Origin of the sequence: Acinetobacter sp. NEB149, from assembly GCF_012516415.1 — a bacterium.
GTDB lineage: Bacteria > Pseudomonadota > Gammaproteobacteria > Pseudomonadales > Moraxellaceae > Acinetobacter > Acinetobacter lwoffii_V.
The window spans coordinates 809,639-826,915 of sequence record NZ_CP051208.1 but is presented as its reverse complement, the minus strand read 5'-3'; the positions used below and the strand labels follow the sequence as shown (position 1 = coordinate 826,915).

The following is a 17,277-nucleotide window of genomic DNA, read 5'->3' as shown; positions in this document are numbered from 1 at the left end:
TGGAATTTTCACAAAATTAATGCAGAAATCAGACAAGCGAGACGATAAAGGATTGCGGTTCTACGTTCTTAAAATTTAATTCTTAACGAATTATTTCTTAGGACGTTTAGTACCGTATTTAGAACGAGACTGGTTACGATCTTTAACACCAGCACAGTCTAAAGAACCACGAACGGTATGGTAACGTACACCTGGTAAGTCTTTAACACGACCACCACGGATAAGAACAACACTGTGCTCTTGTAGGTTATGGCCTTCACCACCGATGTAGCTAGAAACTTCGAAACCTGAAGTTAAGCGAACACGGCAAACTTTACGCATTGCTGAGTTAGGTTTTTTAGGTGTAGTTGTGTAAACACGTGTACAAACACCACGGCGCTGTGGACAAGCCTTCAACGCAGGAACTTTAGATTTTTCAACTAAAGTCGTACGACCCTTGCGGATCAACTGATTTGTTGTTGCCATTTGGCAATTCTCCCGTTAATAAAAAGCCCCAAAAAACTACTACTTTTTGAGGGCATGCAATTGTAATTCAAGATGCAAAATTGGTCAACCTACTCAAGCCAAGCAAATGCCGTTTCTCACGACATTTGCTTGCTTTTATTTACCTTCAAAATTCGCTTATTTTTTTGAATTTTTACCAGCTTTTTTGGTCACGTCTTGAGCTTCAGATTTAGTTTCCGAGTTTTCTTGATCCTCTGCAACCTGCTGTGAAGTTTCCGTAGCAGCCTCTGCCTCGTCAGCAGCTTCTGGATGCAGTTCAGCTTCGATTTCCGGATCAAATGAAGTTTTGGTTAAAGCGGGTTGTTGCGACTGCTTATCTACCGCAGGTTCAACCAACTCATCGTTAAGCGCCTCCAGCCCTTCACTCACCTTTTCATCTTTCTTCACTTCTGCTTCTTCAGAGCTTAGATCATTCTGCTCTTTTTTGACCAGCTTGACTTGGGTAATCGTGTTATTGCCTTCAATCGCAATATCTTTATCCATGATCGGCTTATCTTTCGAAAGCTCAACTTCGTGAGAGGCACCATTTAGGAGTTTCGGAGTTGCCTGTTGTAACAAACTGGCTGCTTTTTCATAGGCAGCATAAGGAGACAATTGCGAATCCTGATGCTGAATCAGGTATTGACGTGCATGCGAGAATGCTTCCTGAGCTTTCTGATTTACATCCTCGACAAAACGATGGCTATATACAGCGCCAATACCAGCACTCGCCAGAGGCGTCAGTTTGGTTAATCGCTCCAGAATCGAAATTTTTGGCAGATGATTCATCCATTCCCATTTAGCCTCTCCCTCATGACGACTTAACCATTGCTTGATGGCGCTGACATCATTATCAGAACCTAGCATGGCTTGTAACTGCGAGATATCATGAGTTTTAAGTGTATTACTTAAAGCTTTTAAACCCAATAACAAGGTCTGTTTTTCCGCAATCAGGCTCAGGTCAATCTGTCTAAAGATATGCTGGACGATTTCCTGATCATCTTCTTTGCTCAGGTCAAAACCATAAGAGCGACCGACTTGATAAATGGTACGCAACGCCATCAGTAAAGAAGCGGGAATATCAATCGCGGTGCCAAGCATCCCTGAAGCACCACTCACTGCACCCTGAACCGTCGCAATCCATTTGTTTTGTTCACCTAAAGCCTGTGAAATTCGCTTGGATCGGTCGACGTCCTGAGTCAATTCTTCTAAATCTTTCGCTCCAGCTTCATTCAGAATGGCATCAACCGAACTGGTTTGATTACTAAATTGATTCAGACGCTCATAAAAGTAGTTAGACACTTTTTCGGTTAAGTCTGGAGAAACAAAATGCGCGACATTATTCACGGTATTAAAGCGGCGCCCGAGAAGTTGACGAGAGACATTTGGAAGATGCTCGCGAAGCATTTGCTGAGGATTATCATATTTTTTAGCTGAAAAAGCGCTTTTCGTCTTCGCCGAACCGTCAATCACCTGATCGGAGTTAGAAGGCTTCAGCGCTTTAGTCACCGAATCCGGCGCAACATGATTCAACAAATCCAATCCGGTTGAACTGAACTTTTTCGCCACTCCAAAGGCATTCGAAATCAGACCATTAGATTGTTTATTATTAGCATTTACCATTTTTTACCTCAGCATTCATGTGCTTGTATTTGGTATAAATACTAGGTGTAGTCAGCGTTTATCTCAACTTTATTCTGTTTCATTTAGTAAAACCCCTACATGCCGACTCACAAACTCAACCGACTGTCACACGGCATAACATTTGCCATAAGATTTCAAAAGTCTTTCTGCTATCATGTTCCCCATCATGAAATAAGGCTAAGCGCTGGATTGGGCGATTTTAAAACCCAGATATCTGCCGCTGAGCATAGAGCAAACTATAAGGATCTGTAGATGAAACGTGTTGTCATCACTGGCATGGGTATTAACTCATGTATTGGTAATACATTAGAGGATGTAAACCATTCTTTACAAAACGGGATTTCAGGAACACGTTTTAATCCGACTTATGCTGAACTCAATTTCAAAAGTCATGTCAGTGCTGCAGCCGAGCAGGATTTCGATGGGATCGACCGCAAACTGAAACGCTTTATGGGTGTATGTGCGATGTATGCATATAACTCAGCTCTTGCTGCGGTTGAACATGCAGGTTTAAAGGTTGAAGATCTAGCTGGCAACCCACGCTATGGTATCGCGGGTGGTTCAGGTGGCGGTTCAACTGCTTCTGTTATTGAAATGAACGAATTATTGCAAACCAAAGGTGCGCGTAAAGTCGGTCCTTTCTTTGTACCACGTAATATGACCAACACCATTACGGCTAACGTTGGCGTTGCATTCAAATTACAAGGCGTGGCGCATACCATTACCAGTGCATGTGCAACCTCTGCCGATGCCATCGGTTATGCCTACAACCTGATTCAACTCGGTAAACAAGATTTAATGCTGGCAGGTGGCGGTGAAGAAGATCACTGGTCACAAAGCTTGTTGTTTGATGCGATGGGCGCACTTTGCTCTAAATACAATGACAGCCCTGAAACAGCATCACGCCCTTATTCTGCAGACCGTGACGGTTTCGTGATTGCCGGTGGTGGTGGTTTTGTGATCCTTGAGTCTTTGGAACATGCGCAAGCGCGTGGCGCAAATATCTTAGCTGAAGTGGTTGGTTATGCTGCAAACAGTGATGGTGCTGATATGGTTGCACCATCTGGTGAAGGTGCAACACGTTGCGTACTGATGGCTTTAGAAGAAGCCAAACAACACGGTGTCGATAAAATTGACTATGTAAATACACATGGTACTTCTACTCCAGCGGGTGACATCACAGAACTTAAAGCAATGGAACGTGCTTTCGGTGAAGGTCAGGTTCCTCCATTAAGCTCAACCAAGTCAATGACGGGTCACAGTCTGGGTGCTGCTGGTGTTCAGGAAGCGATTTATTCGGTTCTGATGATGCAAAATGACTTTATTGCGCCAAACATCAACGTGACCGAGCTAGATGAAGGCGCGAAACCGTTTGATATCGTGCTTGAAAAACGTGACGCAAAATTGAATACTGTGATGAGTAACAGTTTCGGTTTCGGCGGCGTAAATGCTTGTCTCATTTTCAAAAAATGGGAAGGCTAAGCTGCCCAATTTAGGGTGACTTGATGGATGCTCCTTCTGATGCTTTCTTGTGGGTAAAAGCATTACATATTATTGCAGTGGTTTGCTGGTTCGCGGCTTTGTTCTACTTGCCACGGCTGTATGTTTACCATGCCATGAGCGAAGATGCCGTCAGTCATCAACGCTTTGAAGTCATGGAACGTAAGCTGTACCGTGGCATCATGTGGCCAGCCATGTTGGCTACCTTGATTACGGCGCACTTTTTGGTGGATTGGGGTGATGCAACGCGTCACTATCATGAAGCCTTATGGTTTTACCTTAAAGTCGGCCTGGTCGGTTTATTGGTGATTTACCATCTAGTGTGTGGTTATTACCGCAAGAAGCTGATTGATAATGCACATTACAAGTCACACAAGTTTTGGCGTTATTTTAATGAGATGCCAACCCTGATCTTATTTGCCGTGGTAATTTTAGTGGTAGTTAAACCTACTTTCTAATTCACCTGCTAAATAAAAAATCCCCGATCAGTCGGGGATTTTTTATGTCTGAATATTTAAGGATTACCACGCTGACGCATACGCGGCTTATACAGCAAACGATAGGTCACTGCCAGAATAATCAACCATAAAGGACTGATCATCAGAGCCTTTAAGGTATCGGGTTCCAGACTCAGAATAATCAAGGCGAATAACAGGAATGCCAATACCACATAAGACATCCCTACTCCACCCGGCATCTTAAAGGTCGAAGCTGCATGCTTTTGCGGTTGCTGCTTACGATAACGGATATAGCACACCATGATGATGCTCCAGATACTAATAAACAGAATCACACACAGCGAACTCGCCAGAGTAAAAGCTTCCATGGTGTTTGGTACGAAATACTGAAATGCTGCCCCCAACATAATAAAAGCACAGGAGAAAAACAACCCCGTGGCTGGTACAGCCCGACTAGATAACCGCGCCAAAGCTTGAGGTGCCTGTCCATCACGTGCAAGACCAAACAACATACGGCTGGTCGAGAATACGCCACTGTTCATAGAGGACATCACTGATGACAATACCACCAGGTTCATGATAATGGCTGAAGTTGGAATACCGGCATACAGGAACAAACTCACAAATGGACTTTGATCCGCAGGAATCAAATGCCATGGTGTAACCGACATGATCATCAGCAATGACAATACATAGAACAGAATGATACGCGTAGGAATGGCATTGACCGCTTTGGGTAAATTCTTTTCTGGATCTTTGGTTTCTGCCGCCATCGTACCGAGCAGTTCCACCCCGACAAAGGCAAACATGGCAATCTGGAAACCTGCCAGAAAACCAGTAAAGCCTTTGGGAAATAAGCCACCATGTGCCCAGACATTACTAAAGCTGGCGACGGCGCCACTCGGTGCCTGAAAGCCGCTAAACACCATATAACCACCGACAAAGATCAAACCAAGGATGGCTAAAATCTTGATTAGTGCAAACCAGAATTCAATCTCACCAAACAGTTTGACCGTCACCAGGTTAATCGCGAGAATAAACAGCACACAACCCACACTAATCATCGCCTGCCCCATCGGGGTAAAAGCCATGCCTTCGGGCAGCCAGAAACTCAAGTAGTTAATAATCGCCGCGAGATCGGCAATCCCTACCAGCACCCAACCCAGCCAGTATGACCAACCAATATAATAGCCAGCACCCGGCCCGATCAGGTCATGGGCCATATCAATAAAGGATTTGTAATGCAGATTGGACAGCAGCATTTCACCCAACGCACGCATCAGGAAGAAGAACATGCCACCAATGATCATATAAATGATCAAAATTGAAGGACCTGCCAGGGAGATGGTTTTTCCCGATCCCATAAACAGGCCGGTACCGATACAGCCACCAATGGCGATTAACTGCAAATGTCGGTTAGAGAGTTTTCGTTGCAACTCATGCGGCGACGATTTTACGTCTTCTGTGCCCGGGGTGGTTTTCATTTTTACATCCTTTTTAATCTTTACAACAGCATCAAGCTGAATTTACAACGTTCAGTCCTCGAACGCTTATTATGACATTTTCATACTTTTTACTGCTTTTTACTCGACTGTTCAGTGAGATTTACCGCCCTCAAACCAGCTGAATTATTGCAGGGGAGATTTCAATATCAAAAATTCAATTAAGCTTGAACTGCAATAACTGCAATTTCAATCAGCCAGTCCGGATTGACCAAATCTGCCTGAATCGTGGCACGTGCCGGCGTACCATGGCCTTGTAACCATTCCACCCAAAGCTGGTTCACGGTAGCAAAATCATCCAGATGCTTGACAAATAATTGTGCAGAAAGCAGCCGGCTTTTATCGGTATTTGCCAATGCGAGCAATTCCTCAATTTTTGCAAAGACTTCCAGTGTTTGTCCGCGTACATCCAGATCCGTGCTATTCGGCACCTGACCCGATAGATACACGGTTTGCTGATGAATCGTCACCGCACTCATGATTTGATTGCTGTTGAGTCGCTGAATGGCTGTATTTGCCTGTGTCATGTCGATCTTCCTTGTTTGGGATATTTAAATAAAATTTAAATTAAAAATTTAAGCGTCAATCTGGAAATGAACCCGAGCGGTCACCGCACACATCAGCTCATAGCCGATGGTGCCTGAACTGGCCGCCACGTCATCAATCGGCAAAACCACACCTTGGGAAGATTGGCCCCAAAGTACCACTTCACTACCTATATCTGCGTGCGGCAGCGCAGTCAGGTCTACCGCCAGCATATCCATACTGATTCGACCCAATGTCTGTGTTTTGATTGAATCGACCAGCACGGGCGTACCGGTCGCCGATAACCGTTGATAACCATCCGCATAACCACAGGCCACAATCCCGATCCGCATATCCTGTGTGGCAATAAATTTGGAACCATAGCCAATGCTCTGACCTGCCTGGATCATTTGAATGGCGATAATTTCACTGCGTAAGCTCATGCTCGGTTGCAAATTCCAGTCTTGAATCGTGTGTGTTGGATAATCTGGCGAACTACCATAAAGCATGATGCCGCTACGTACGATATCGGAATGGAGGGTTTGATGATGCCGCAGAATGGCTGCGCTATTGCTGAGTGATGTTTTACCTTCAAGCCCCTGAATGGTCTGGCTAAAAATCAGGTTTTGATGCTGAATCCCGTCCTGTCCAAAACGCTTGCCATCCGCATCGGAGAAATGAGTCATATGGGTTATGGAACGGACATTATTTAGCTGATGCAGTTCCTGCCAGATCTCTGCATATTGCTGCGGCTCAAAACCCAGCCGGTTCATACCGCTGTTCATTTTCAAAAACACATCAAACTGTGCATCTGGCACTATTTCGGCAAACTGTTTCAACCATTGCACTTGATGCGAGGAATGAATGGCAAAGCTCATTCCATGCTTCGCACATTCGAATAAATCCGCTAGAGCAAAAACACCTTCGAGCAATAGCAACGGCTTCTTGCATCCCAGCGCACGTAGCCGCGTACCCTCCCCGATATCCAGAAAGGCAAATCCATCTGCGTCCTGAAGTGCTGTATAAACGCGCTCAATCCCGTGCCCATAGGCATTGGCCTTGACCACGGCAAATACCTGACTATTGGGCATACATTGGCGCGCCACACTTAAATTATGCGCAAGCGCCTGTTGATGGATAATTGCAGTAATCGGACGTGGCATACATTCCTCCTTGAATATTCCGCCTCAGATGGCTCTAAGCCGCGTGGTGATAGCGCGCCAATGACAATCCTTCGGTACTAATTTCAGGATCACGGGCCAAGACCAGATCGCTGATTAATTTCCCTGAACCGCAGGCCATGGTCCAACCCAGCGTGCCATGTCCAGTATTCAGGAACAGGTTTTTAAAACGGGTTTTCCCAATAATTGGCGTACTGTCCGGGGTCATTGGACGCAGGCCTGTCCAGAAGCTGGCCTGATTCATGTCACCCCCCGGGAATAAATCACGGGTCACCATTTCCAACGTGCCACGACGGTCTTCATTCAGACCCAAGTTAAAACCGCTCAGTTCAGCCATTCCCCCTACGCGGATGCGCTGGTCGAAACGGGTGATTGCAATTTTATAGGTTTCATCCAGCACGGTAGATTGCGGAGCGAAGGCTGGATCTAGAATAGGAATGGTTAATGAATAACCTTTTACTGGATATACCGGCAAATTCAGTTCAAGCGGTTTAAGGAAATCACGTGAATAACTACCAAAGGCCAGCACATATTTATCTGCTGTGAGCACCTGACCATTGACCATAACACCTTTGATCTGGTCACCTTCTACAATCAGCTTTTCAACGTTTTGATTAAACTTAAACTCTACACCCATCCCTTTGGCATGTTCTGCCAGGGCATTGGTAAACAGATAGCAGTCACCTGTTTCATCATTGGGTAAATGCAGACCACCCACCAGTTTGTCTTTTGCCTGTGCCAATGCCGGTTCTACACGCGCCAGTCCATCGCGATCCAGCAGTTCAAACTCAACTCCAGTTTCCTTCAGAACTTCGATATCGCGCTGAACTGCATCCAGCTGCGCATCTTTACGGAAAATCTGCAAAGTACCTTTCGCGCGGTTTTCATAAGAGATGCCAATATCACGGCGCAAATTACGTAAACAGTCACGGCTGTATTCAGCCACACGCACCATCCGTTCTTTATTGACTGCATAATGCTGGGCATTACAGTTTTTCAGCATTTGTGCCATCCACTGCAATTGCCACAGGCTGCCATCGACATTAATCGCCAACGGTGCATGATGCTGAAACATCCATTTGACTGCCTTAAATGGAATACCTGGTGCAGCCCAAGGGGTCGAATATCCTGGAGAAATCTGCCCGGCATTACCGAAGCTGGTTTCTTGCGCCGGACCTGCCTGACGATCCAACACAGTCACGGTTGCTCCCTGCTGCGCCAGATAGTAAGCGCTTGCCACACCAATCACACCACTACCTAAAACCAATACGCGCATTACCTTAACCCTCAAACATCTTTTTAGTTTATTTCACTAGTATATTTTTGCTTTAATAGTTAAATTCACTATATTCAGACTATATATTCAGTGGAATAAATATTTTTTCGGGCAGAATTAAAAAAAAGAGGGAAATATTGATGCGCAAATTAGACCGCATTGATCGCATGATTCTGGATATCCTGCAACGCGATGGCCGGATTGCCATTAGCGAACTTGCAGCACGCGTCAATCTATCGACCACGCCCTGTTCAGAACGGGTAAAACGGCTAGAGCGCGAAGGCATTATCATGGGCTATTACGCCCGTTTAAATCCGGAAATGCTGGAGCGCAACCTGCTGGTTTTTCTGGAAATCAAACTCTCCGCCAAATCAGGTGATGTCTTTGATCAGGTGGCACGTAATCTAACTGAGATTCCAGAAGTACTGGAATGCCATTTAATTTCTGGTGATTTTGATTATCTGGTCAAAGCACGTTTAAAAGAAATGAGTGCTTATCGCCGTTTACTGGGGGATTTACTGAAAAAATTGCCTGCCTCTGCCTCCTCGCACAGTTATGTGGTGATGGAAGAAGTTAAAGAAAGTTTATATCTGGACTTGGGTATTTAGTAATGATGGCTTTTTAAAGCTACTGGCAGAAACAACAAAGCCCCAAACGGGGCTTTGAGATCGAACATTGATTGAACTTATTAAACCTTAAGCAGGAATGCGGAGTACCTGTCCCGGGAAAATATCATCTGCATCTTTGAGCAAGGGACGATTAGCTTCAAAAATCTTATTATACTGATTGGTATCACCATAAAATTCTTTTGAGATTTTTGACAGACTGTCACCTGATTTCACCGTGTAGAACTTACTTTCCGGCTCAGGACTGCTTACCGTAAGCTGATCATCCACTTTTGCGACATGATCAATATTACCCACGGCCAAAACAATCTTTTCACGATCGGCCTGGCTTTGTACCTGACCTCTAACCGTCGCCAGATCCGAAGCGGAGTTATAACTGATGGATAAACCAGTGATCGGAAGGCCCAGACTTTTCACATGGCCGAGTAATTTATTTGCTACTTCCTGAGCAGAAGGCTCTGCAGGTTGTGCTGCAGCCGGCGTTGTCGTTGTAGGTGCAGCCTGTGGTTCCGCAGCAGCTGTATTCTTCCTACCGATACCTTTTACAAAATCAAAAAGACCCATAGTGGACTCCATTCTTGTTGTTAATGTCACATCACTCTTATTTTTATAATGAAAGCTCTAGAAAGATAGTTAGTCATTGGTGACAGAAAGGTAATGGATTGTAAAACTTCTATTCATGTGAAAAGCAGACACAAAAAAAACCACCTCAAGGGTGGTCTTTATGTTCAGCAAAGCTGAAATCGGCGATTAACCCAGTTTCTTAGAAACGTAGTCAATTGCAGATTGAACAGTTGTGATTTCGTTAGAATCTTCATCAGGAATCGTGATGTCAAAATCATTTTCGAAAGACATAACAAGTTCAACTAGATCTAGAGAATCTGCACCTAAGTCATCCATGAAAGATGCTTCGTTTTTAATCTCTTCGATTTTGATACCAAGTTGTTCTGCAACTGCTTGCTTAACACGTTGTTCGATATCGCTCACAGGAATTCTCCTCATTGCTTGTGGCGTTTTTAATGCCGTTAGTTTAATTGAATCTAAAAAATTTGGAAAGTTTATACTTGAGCTTAGCTCATGTATAAGCCCCCATTTACATGCATAACTGTACCAGTAATGTAACTGGCTTTATCCGAAGCCAAGAAACTTACGGCATTTGCGATATCCTGCGGATCACCTAAACGGTTTAATGCCACCTGCTCAGTCATCTTTTTACGAATTTCTTCGCTTAACTGTTCCGTCATTTCAGTTGCAATAAAGCCTGGTGCGACCGAGTTAACCGTAATCTGACGGCTACCCATTTCTTTGGCAAGGCTACGGCTAAATGCTTCAATTCCGGCTTTGGCAGCAGAATAGTTGGCCTGCCCCGGGTTGGCAAAGTGTGCCACCACAGAGCTGATGTTGATGATGCGACCGAAACGCGCCTTGGTCATGCCTTTGAGTACACGCTTAGACAAACGGTAAACTGCTTTCAGGTGAATATTTAAAATATCATCCCAGTCATCTTCAGACATACGCAGCAGCAAATTGTCTTTGGTAATACCAGCATTATTGACCAACGCAAGGACTGGACCATAGTTCTGTTCAATGTCCGTTACCAGCGCATCAATCGCAGCACCGTCACGTACATCTAGTACTCTTCCAGCACCATTTTCAGCAAACTGTGCAGATAATTTTTCCGCACCTGCTTCAGACGTTGCAGTACCTATGACAAAATAACCGTCTTGAATCAACTGTTGTGCGATCGCAGCACCAATACCACGACTTGCACCTGTTACCAGAGCAACTTTACGTTCCTGTGTCATGCACTTTTCCCTTCTGCCGCCAATACGGTGTTTAATGCATCTTCCAGACGGGATTGACTGTCCAGTGGAAGTGCTTTTTGAATATTCGGCAAGCGTTTCGCCAAGTTGGTCAATACATTACCCGGACCACATTCTACGATGTACTCAATGCCTTCATCTTGAAGGTATTGTAAGGTTTTGGTCCATTGTACTGACTCATAAAGTTGCGCGGTCAACGCCTGACGCAATTCATCTACATTGGTTGCCGCTTGCGCGCCTACATTTTGTAATACAGGAATGCGTGGCAGCTCAATGGCGGTTTGTTCCAATGCCGGAGCAAACTGTTCAGCAGCAGGTTTCATCAATGAACAATGCGATGGAACCGATACTGGCAATGCAATGGCTTTTCCGCCGTTTTCTTTGGCCAATGCCATCACTGCTTCAACGCGATCTTTATTGCCTGCAACGACAACCTGCCCTTGCGCATTGTAGTTCGCCGCTTCGACAGAACCTTCGCCTGCTGCAGTTGCTTGTGCACACAGCTCAATCACTTTGGCATCGTCCAGACCCAAAATGGCAGCCATCGCACCCACACCCTGAGATACAGCAGTCTGCATGAGTTTGCCACGCAAGTTCACTAGCTTCGCAGCATCACCCAAGCTTAAAGCACCTGATGCAACCAGTGCGCTGTATTCACCCAGTGAATGGCCTGCAAGATATTTCGGTGCTACACCGCCAGATTCCAACCACACGCGCCATAAGGCAATACTTGCAGTCAGCAATACCGGCTGGGTAAATTCGGTTTGATCCAGACCTTCGCCAGTTTGCGCAATCTGCCACAGATCAAAACCGACGGCTTCAGATGCTTCTGCAAATGTCTCGCGAATACTCGCAAACTGTTCTGCAAGCTCAGCCAGCATACCAGCTTTTTGTGAGCCCTGACCCGGAAACACAAATGCAGTTTTAGTTACGGGCGCTGCTTGTTCGAGTGGTGTAGCAGACATAATAAAATCCTTTCATTCAAGAGGTGTGCTTCTTCAATCCTAACAAGAAGACTGACCAATAAGACCACCTAAATCATTGTGGAGCGCAATTTAGCATGTAATTTTGCTGGCGGTAATTGCCAAATACAACAAAAAACCGATACGCCTAAAAATCAAAGACAAAAAAAAGGGAGCTAAATGCTCCCATTTTTTCTACCAAGCTTGACGCTTAATACATCACCAATTATTCAGCAGATGCTTTAGCGAATAATTGACGACCACGGTAGATACCATCTTTAGATACGTGGTGACGACGGTGAGTCTCGCCAGTAGCTTGGTCTACAGTTAATGCATTCTCGGTTAAAGCGTCATGTGAACGGCGCATGTCACGGCGAGAGCGACTTTTACGGTTTTGCTGAACGGCCATGATGGCTCCTTACAAAGATCGAAAAAATGGATCAGAACAAATTCGATTGTCTTATACACAAGAGTATAACACAAAAATTAGTTAAGTTTACCCTTCAAAGCAGCCAAAACTTCAAACGGGTTGTCCCGTTTTTCTTCAGCCACTTCTTCTACGGCAGGTTGATGCTTATGTTCACAAAACTCATGTTTAGGCGACAACGGCATCAACAATAACAGTTCATCTTCTATCAGCGCGAGCAAATCAGCGGTCGCAGGTGCATCATAATCACCTTTGGTCGTTGCTTCACTTTCACCTAGGACGATGAAATCAGCATCCTCATCCAAGCGCTCTATCAGTGACTCATCATCCACAAGTGCCAAATGGAACGAAGAAACCAGTTCAATTTCTACGGTTTCCAGACAACGCTGGCATTCCATAGGAACTTTTGTTTCAACGTGACCATCTAGCCATGCAATACGATGATAGGCATCCATTGATAGCTTACAGTCTATGTTAATCAATTGATCATCAATTGATCCAACAGCTTCACGAGCGATACGAACAAAGCGGGATAAAGGCAGTTGACCTGACCATTTAAAGCCCTGTTCAGCCCATTTAAACGGCTCAATCTGTGCCGGAAAGGTATTTGCTGACATAATTAAGGCGGCAATTCTACAAATTCATCAGTACTCTGTCAAAGATTAAGATACAATTTTGTACTTATTTCGACAGACCATTTGGGTAACTCAAGTCATGCATCTGTTGCAGCCGCAAACAGAAGTGAATGTTTCATCACTCGTTAGCACAATTCCAAGCCTTGATTCTGACAGTTCAACACAACAAGTGCAACTCTCGCCATGGGCGAATTTATCGTCAGAAGCGCAGCAGGTGGACTGGCTCATCTTACACTTTAATCACTGGTTTTCCCATTTAAATGTCACTTTAGTGCGTGGCGAATTTGAACCAGAATATTTCCCTGCAAGCGTAGACCGTCCTGCCCGGATCCAGTTTGCCCATGGTTTCTTTAATAGTGCTTTGCATGAAATCAGCCACTGGACCATTGCTGGAGACAAACGCCGCCTGTTGCCTGATCTGGGTTACTGGTATGCCCCGGATGGCCGGACCCGTGAACAGCAGGCTTTATTTGAACAGGTAGAAATCAAGCCACAGGCAATTGAATGGATGTTTGCCCAGGCTTTTGGCCGTAAATTCCGGGTTTCTTTGGATAACCTGACTGGCGACGGCGGTGATGGTGCCAGCTTTAAAGATAATGTTTATGCTCAAGTTCAGGCTTATTTTAATGGTACAGCCAAGCTTTCACGTGATGCAGCGCACTTTATCCAATGTATCTGTATCTGCATCAGAGGTGGCAAAAGTTTACAATCTGATGAATTTATACGTGAAATGCTTGATTAAATTACACAAATCTACCTTTTTTATGATTGCCAGATCTTGCCTGAGCGCCACATAATAAGCCATCAGCCCAAGCTTGGAGTAGTCTCTATGCTGCATTTACGCGTACACCCAGACAATCCGCAACCCCGCTTAATCAGTCAGGCAGTGGAACGTATCCGTGCGGGTGATGTGGTGGTCTATCCCACTGATGCGGCCTATGCGATTGGTTGCCAGATTGGGAACAAGAGTGCCATGGAGCGGATTGCGCAAATTCGTGGTCTGGGCCCAAAGCATCAATATGCGATTCTGTGCTGTGATTTGTCCGATATTGCCACTTATGCCAAGGTGGACAATGCCATGTACCGTTTGCTGAAAAATAATACACCGGCTATTACGACCTTTATTTTACCTGCGACCAGCGAAGTCCCGCGTCGGTTGATGCATCCCAAGAAAAAAACCATTGGTCTGCGCATTCCAAATAATCCGGTGTGTCAAATGTTACTGAAAGAACTCGGTGAACCGCTGTTGACCTCTACCCTGATTTTACCGGGTCAGACTGACCCACTCGATGATCCTTATGATATTGAAATGCAGCTGGGCAAACGCATTGATGTTTTTGTAGATAGTGGTTTAGGCACGTTGAGCACAACTTCTATTGTAGATTTATCCGGTGATCATCCAGAAGTGATTCGTCGTGGTATGGGAGATGTCAGCGCCTTTGAATAAATGACGCTTGAGAAATTCCTACAAACATTGAGGGAGTCAGAATGAATGGATTTATTTTATCTCCTACTGAATCAGCATGAATTTTCTGCACAGGATTTGATCTATGCAGAACTGCCTTGGACACTGCAATCCAAGGCAGTCATGGTCGAAGCACATCCTTCTCCCCATCTCACTATAAATATTGATCATACTGAATACCAATTTTTCCTGACGTTGGCTCTAGTGAGACAGTTGTTGCAGATCTATTCAAACCAAAATGTATGCCTGGCAGAAACTTGCCAACGTATCATTGAATTTGCGATCAAGGAATACAGTCATTCCTCACCATGAAAATCTAAAACAGCATATGGTGAGAGGTTGCAGTTCTATTCTTTTCAATTCGGCAGGTATGCAGTGGCTGGCAAAAACAGTTTAGGAATCTGAACTACGTTCATAATGACGAACCGCAATGAAATTTGGACATTGCGATAGCTTCTGTTCATGATGCATGAGCTCTTCACCCAGTTTATTTTTCAGATACACATGAAAAATAATCTGATCTTCTTCCAGTACATTCAGCATCGCTGTACGCGCTTTGGGTTCCATGACTTTAAAGGAATTGATCGACTCACAAGACATGGCTTGCATATCCAGCTTAATCCGCTCATCCAGCTGGTCGCCCTCATAGGCCATATGCCGCATGTAAAAACGGATATTGGGATATTGGTCCAGCACACTAAAATCCATTTTCATGGCCTGCATGACAGGTCGGGCCTGTTCGGCAAAAGCCGAGAATCCCCCTGATTTCAGTCCTGTGCGTGCTTCGTCTTCAAGCTGCATAATCTGATATTTGGGATAAGCCCAAAATCCCCCGAATGCGATCATCCCAATAACAACCAGAATAAGTGGCATGCTTTCTTCACCTTTTTATTGATTTTTGTGATTCTTGACTATTTTTCGAGAGTATAGCGGGATTTTTGACCAAAAATTATAGGGAAATATTTTATTAATACTTATTAATTTTATGTTTTTTAATGGGAAATCCGTTTAAAAATCATTCAATACCTGCCAGCTAGTTTATTTCCTCTATTGATGAGAGTCGCTGTATTGATCGAGTTTTTTTAAGTGAATCAAATGGCATCATCTACCAGATAAGCTTAATTATGAGAGCCAATTTAAAGTGAAAATCACCGCTGCATTTCCCGCCCGGTTCTGCCGTTTTTCTCGTTGCTATTTTTAAATCGTAGATAAATTCCATTATTTTTTTAAGTTTTTATGGCTTTGACGGCTTATTTAATTTATTTAAAGTTACTTTTCCAGTACAATGACAACGCTTAATCCTGTGCTTTTCTTTCGATCAGATACCGAAAATCAAGCCTTTGCATGCCTTTGAAAATTCGCGTGGCCTATAATTGTAATGACTCAAATTATCCATAACACTATGGAATCTGCTCCGCACATTCGGGTTCTGGATGAATGGCAGGATACAATTCCAGAGGATCTGTACATTCCTCCAGCGGCATTTGAAATCTTATTAGAACATTTTGAAGGCCCACTCGACTTTTTAATTTACCTGATTCAAAAAAACGGTTTTGACTTGCTACAAGTCGATATCGCGCCGATAGCAGCACAGTATTTGTCTTATATGGACGCAATGAAATCCCTGAATATCGAACTGACGGCCGATTATATGGTGATGGCGGCCTTACTGGCAGATCTCAAATCGCGTTTGCTGTTACCGAAACCGAAAAGTCTGGCTGCGATTGAACAGGATCCAAAACAAGAACTGATTGACCGTTTAGAAAATTATTTAAGAATTAAACAGGCAGCAGAACGTCTGGGCCAGATGCCGATTCTGGAACGTGACACCTTTACCGCCAATGTCAGTCTGGGTGAAATCCAGCAGCCGAATGAAGGCTATTCAAGCGATTTATTGCGTGATGCCTTGCTTTGTATATTTAACCGTCCTGAACCCGTGATTCATCAGGTACAACAGGAACCGGTACTGTTGGAAGAACGGATTGCCTATATTGAAAGTTGTATTGAAACTGGCGAAGTACTCAGTTTCAAAGAGTTGTTAAAACCGAGCCAAGGCCGTATGGGTATGGTGGTGACCTTTATGGCGGTACTGGAACTGACCCGACAACAAAAAATTCAGATTATTGCTACAGGTATTGAAGCCCCGCTCGCGATTCAAGGAGCCAGCCAATGACACCCGATCAAAATACGCTGTTATCTGCAGAAGATAATCTGCATGAAGTATTGATGCAGCTTGAAGCCATTATTTTTGCCAGCGACTCTGCGGTTTCATTGGCTCGTCTGAAAGAAACTTTTCAGGATCGCTATAGCAAGCAGGAATTACGCCAGTATTTACAACAACTTTCCATGCTGATGCATGGTCGTTCAATCGAACTGATTGAAACAGCACAAGGTTATCGTTTTCAAGTGCGTGCAAAATATCGTAATATTATTGCACAGACCTGGCCAGAGCGACCGGCTCGCTTGTCGCCTTCATTACTGGAGACGCTTGCGGTGATTGCCTATCACCAGCCAGTGACTCGAGCGGATATTGAACAGATTCGTGGTGTCACGAATAACAGTCAAAACCTGCGTACGCTGTTTGACTGGAACTGGATTAAAGAGTCCGGATTTCGTGAACTCCCTGGAAGACCTGCGTTGTTAATGACAACGCCACAATTTTTAAATGCGTTTGGCCTGAATAGTTTGGGCCAATTGCCTCCCCTGCAGGATGCCAAGGAAGCTTTTATGGCCCTCGATGCGAATGCACCGAAGTCATAAATAGGTGAAC

The 17,277-nt window shown here is 44.5% G+C and carries 21 protein-coding genes; 8 read left to right on the top strand and 13 right to left on the bottom strand.

What is annotated here, in order from left to right; all coding sequences use genetic code 11:
- Positions 1-90 precede the first annotated feature (90 nt).
- Both rpsL and HGD77_RS03850 read right to left on the bottom strand, forming a co-directional pair.
- A complete protein-coding gene (gene rpsL, locus HGD77_RS03855; RefSeq protein WP_002050319.1) occupies positions 91-465 on the bottom strand; it encodes a 30S ribosomal protein S12 in 375 nt (124 codons plus the stop codon).
- 156 nt (positions 466-621) lie between these two features.
- Positions 622-2,106 carry an EcsC family protein gene (locus tag HGD77_RS03850; protein WP_138742758.1) on the bottom strand — a complete coding sequence of 495 codons (1,485 nt, stop codon included), beginning with the start codon at positions 2,104-2,106 and terminating at the stop codon, positions 622-624.
- A 273-nt stretch (positions 2,107-2,379) separates the two neighbouring features.
- Here HGD77_RS03850 and HGD77_RS03845 point away from each other — a divergent pair, with 273 nt between their 5' ends.
- The gene (locus tag HGD77_RS03845; protein WP_004730606.1) at positions 2,380-3,609 is read left to right on the top strand and encodes a beta-ketoacyl synthase N-terminal-like domain-containing protein; all 1,230 of its coding nucleotides are present in this window, start codon (positions 2,380-2,382) and stop codon (positions 3,607-3,609) included.
- Positions 3,610-3,632: 23 nt separating this feature from the next.
- Positions 3,633-4,085 carry a CopD family protein gene (locus HGD77_RS03840; protein ID WP_004279237.1) on the top strand — a complete coding sequence of 151 codons (453 nt, stop codon included), beginning with the start codon at positions 3,633-3,635 and terminating at the stop codon, positions 4,083-4,085.
- A gap of 56 nt (positions 4,086-4,141) precedes the next feature.
- On the opposite strand, the gene HGD77_RS03835 is transcribed toward HGD77_RS03840, so the two are convergent.
- From HGD77_RS03835 to HGD77_RS03820, 4 genes are all read right to left on the bottom strand, one after another.
- On the bottom strand, positions 4,142-5,569 hold the full coding sequence (locus tag HGD77_RS03835; protein ID WP_138742759.1) for an amino acid permease: 1,428 nt from the start codon (positions 5,567-5,569) through the stop codon (positions 4,142-4,144).
- A gap of 179 nt (positions 5,570-5,748) precedes the next feature.
- The gene (locus HGD77_RS03830; RefSeq protein ID WP_138742760.1) at positions 5,749-6,114 is read right to left on the bottom strand and encodes a RidA family protein; all 366 of its coding nucleotides are present in this window, start codon (positions 6,112-6,114) and stop codon (positions 5,749-5,751) included.
- 48 nt (positions 6,115-6,162) lie between these two features.
- Positions 6,163-7,275 carry an alanine racemase gene (alr, locus tag HGD77_RS03825; protein ID WP_138742761.1) on the bottom strand — a complete coding sequence of 371 codons (1,113 nt, stop codon included), beginning with the start codon at positions 7,273-7,275 and terminating at the stop codon, positions 6,163-6,165.
- A 34-nt stretch (positions 7,276-7,309) separates the two neighbouring features.
- Positions 7,310-8,569, bottom strand: coding sequence for a D-amino acid dehydrogenase (locus tag HGD77_RS03820; RefSeq protein WP_138742762.1), 1,260 nt, complete (start codon positions 8,567-8,569; stop codon positions 7,310-7,312).
- Between the two features lie 140 nt (positions 8,570-8,709).
- Between HGD77_RS03820 and HGD77_RS03815 the strand changes: the two genes are divergently transcribed.
- Complete coding sequence (locus HGD77_RS03815) at positions 8,710-9,177, top strand: Lrp/AsnC ligand binding domain-containing protein (RefSeq protein WP_004646102.1); 468 nt, start codon at positions 8,710-8,712, stop codon at positions 9,175-9,177.
- An 87-nt stretch (positions 9,178-9,264) separates the two neighbouring features.
- On the opposite strand, the gene lysM is transcribed toward HGD77_RS03815, so the two are convergent.
- From lysM to HGD77_RS03785, 6 genes are all read right to left on the bottom strand, one after another.
- Positions 9,265-9,759 (bottom strand): peptidoglycan-binding protein LysM, encoded by a 495-nt coding sequence (gene lysM, locus HGD77_RS03810; RefSeq protein WP_138742763.1) that lies wholly within the window; start codon positions 9,757-9,759, stop codon positions 9,265-9,267.
- Between the two features lie 186 nt (positions 9,760-9,945).
- Positions 9,946-10,182: an acyl carrier protein gene (gene acpP / locus HGD77_RS03805; RefSeq protein ID WP_004646101.1), complete on the bottom strand. Its 237-nt coding sequence runs from the start codon at positions 10,180-10,182 to the stop codon at positions 9,946-9,948.
- A gap of 83 nt (positions 10,183-10,265) precedes the next feature.
- Complete coding sequence (fabG, locus tag HGD77_RS03800) at positions 10,266-11,000, bottom strand: 3-oxoacyl-ACP reductase FabG (protein WP_138742764.1); 735 nt, start codon at positions 10,998-11,000, stop codon at positions 10,266-10,268.
- On the bottom strand, positions 10,997-11,983 hold the full coding sequence (gene fabD, locus HGD77_RS03795) for an ACP S-malonyltransferase (RefSeq protein WP_138742765.1): 987 nt from the start codon (positions 11,981-11,983) through the stop codon (positions 10,997-10,999). Before fabD ends, fabG begins: the two co-directional genes overlap by 4 nt.
- A 223-nt stretch (positions 11,984-12,206) precedes the next feature.
- Positions 12,207-12,389 carry a 50S ribosomal protein L32 gene (gene rpmF / locus HGD77_RS03790; protein WP_004279227.1) on the bottom strand — a complete coding sequence of 61 codons (183 nt, stop codon included), beginning with the start codon at positions 12,387-12,389 and terminating at the stop codon, positions 12,207-12,209.
- A gap of 77 nt (positions 12,390-12,466) precedes the next feature.
- Positions 12,467-13,024 carry a YceD family protein gene (locus HGD77_RS03785; RefSeq protein WP_004279226.1) on the bottom strand — a complete coding sequence of 186 codons (558 nt, stop codon included), beginning with the start codon at positions 13,022-13,024 and terminating at the stop codon, positions 12,467-12,469.
- A gap of 97 nt (positions 13,025-13,121) precedes the next feature.
- Between HGD77_RS03785 and HGD77_RS03780 the strand changes: the two genes are divergently transcribed.
- The 3 genes from HGD77_RS03780 to HGD77_RS03770 all read left to right on the top strand — a co-directional run bounded on the left by HGD77_RS03780 (position 13,122) and on the right by HGD77_RS03770 (position 14,819).
- Complete coding sequence (locus HGD77_RS03780; RefSeq protein ID WP_138742780.1) at positions 13,122-13,784, top strand: elongation factor P hydroxylase; 663 nt, start codon at positions 13,122-13,124, stop codon at positions 13,782-13,784.
- Positions 13,785-13,871: 87 nt separating this feature from the next.
- A complete protein-coding gene (locus HGD77_RS03775; protein WP_004646095.1) occupies positions 13,872-14,489 on the top strand; it encodes an L-threonylcarbamoyladenylate synthase in 618 nt (205 codons plus the stop codon).
- Between the two features lie 45 nt (positions 14,490-14,534).
- A complete protein-coding gene (locus tag HGD77_RS03770; protein WP_138742766.1) occupies positions 14,535-14,819 on the top strand; it encodes a hypothetical protein in 285 nt (94 codons plus the stop codon).
- Between the two features lie 81 nt (positions 14,820-14,900).
- Here the strand turns inward: HGD77_RS03770 and HGD77_RS03765 are convergent, their stop codons facing one another.
- Complete coding sequence (locus tag HGD77_RS03765; RefSeq protein ID WP_071851463.1) at positions 14,901-15,380, bottom strand: hypothetical protein; 480 nt, start codon at positions 15,378-15,380, stop codon at positions 14,901-14,903.
- Positions 15,381-15,885: 505 nt separating this feature from the next.
- Between HGD77_RS03765 and HGD77_RS03760 the strand changes: the two genes are divergently transcribed.
- The gene (locus HGD77_RS03760) at positions 15,886-16,680 is read left to right on the top strand and encodes a segregation and condensation protein A (RefSeq protein ID WP_216077187.1); all 795 of its coding nucleotides are present in this window, start codon (positions 15,886-15,888) and stop codon (positions 16,678-16,680) included.
- A complete protein-coding gene (gene scpB, locus HGD77_RS03755; protein ID WP_005251096.1) occupies positions 16,677-17,267 on the top strand; it encodes an SMC-Scp complex subunit ScpB in 591 nt (196 codons plus the stop codon). The genes HGD77_RS03760 and scpB overlap by 4 nt, the downstream gene beginning before the upstream one ends.
- The last annotated feature ends 10 nt before the right edge of the window (positions 17,268-17,277 follow it).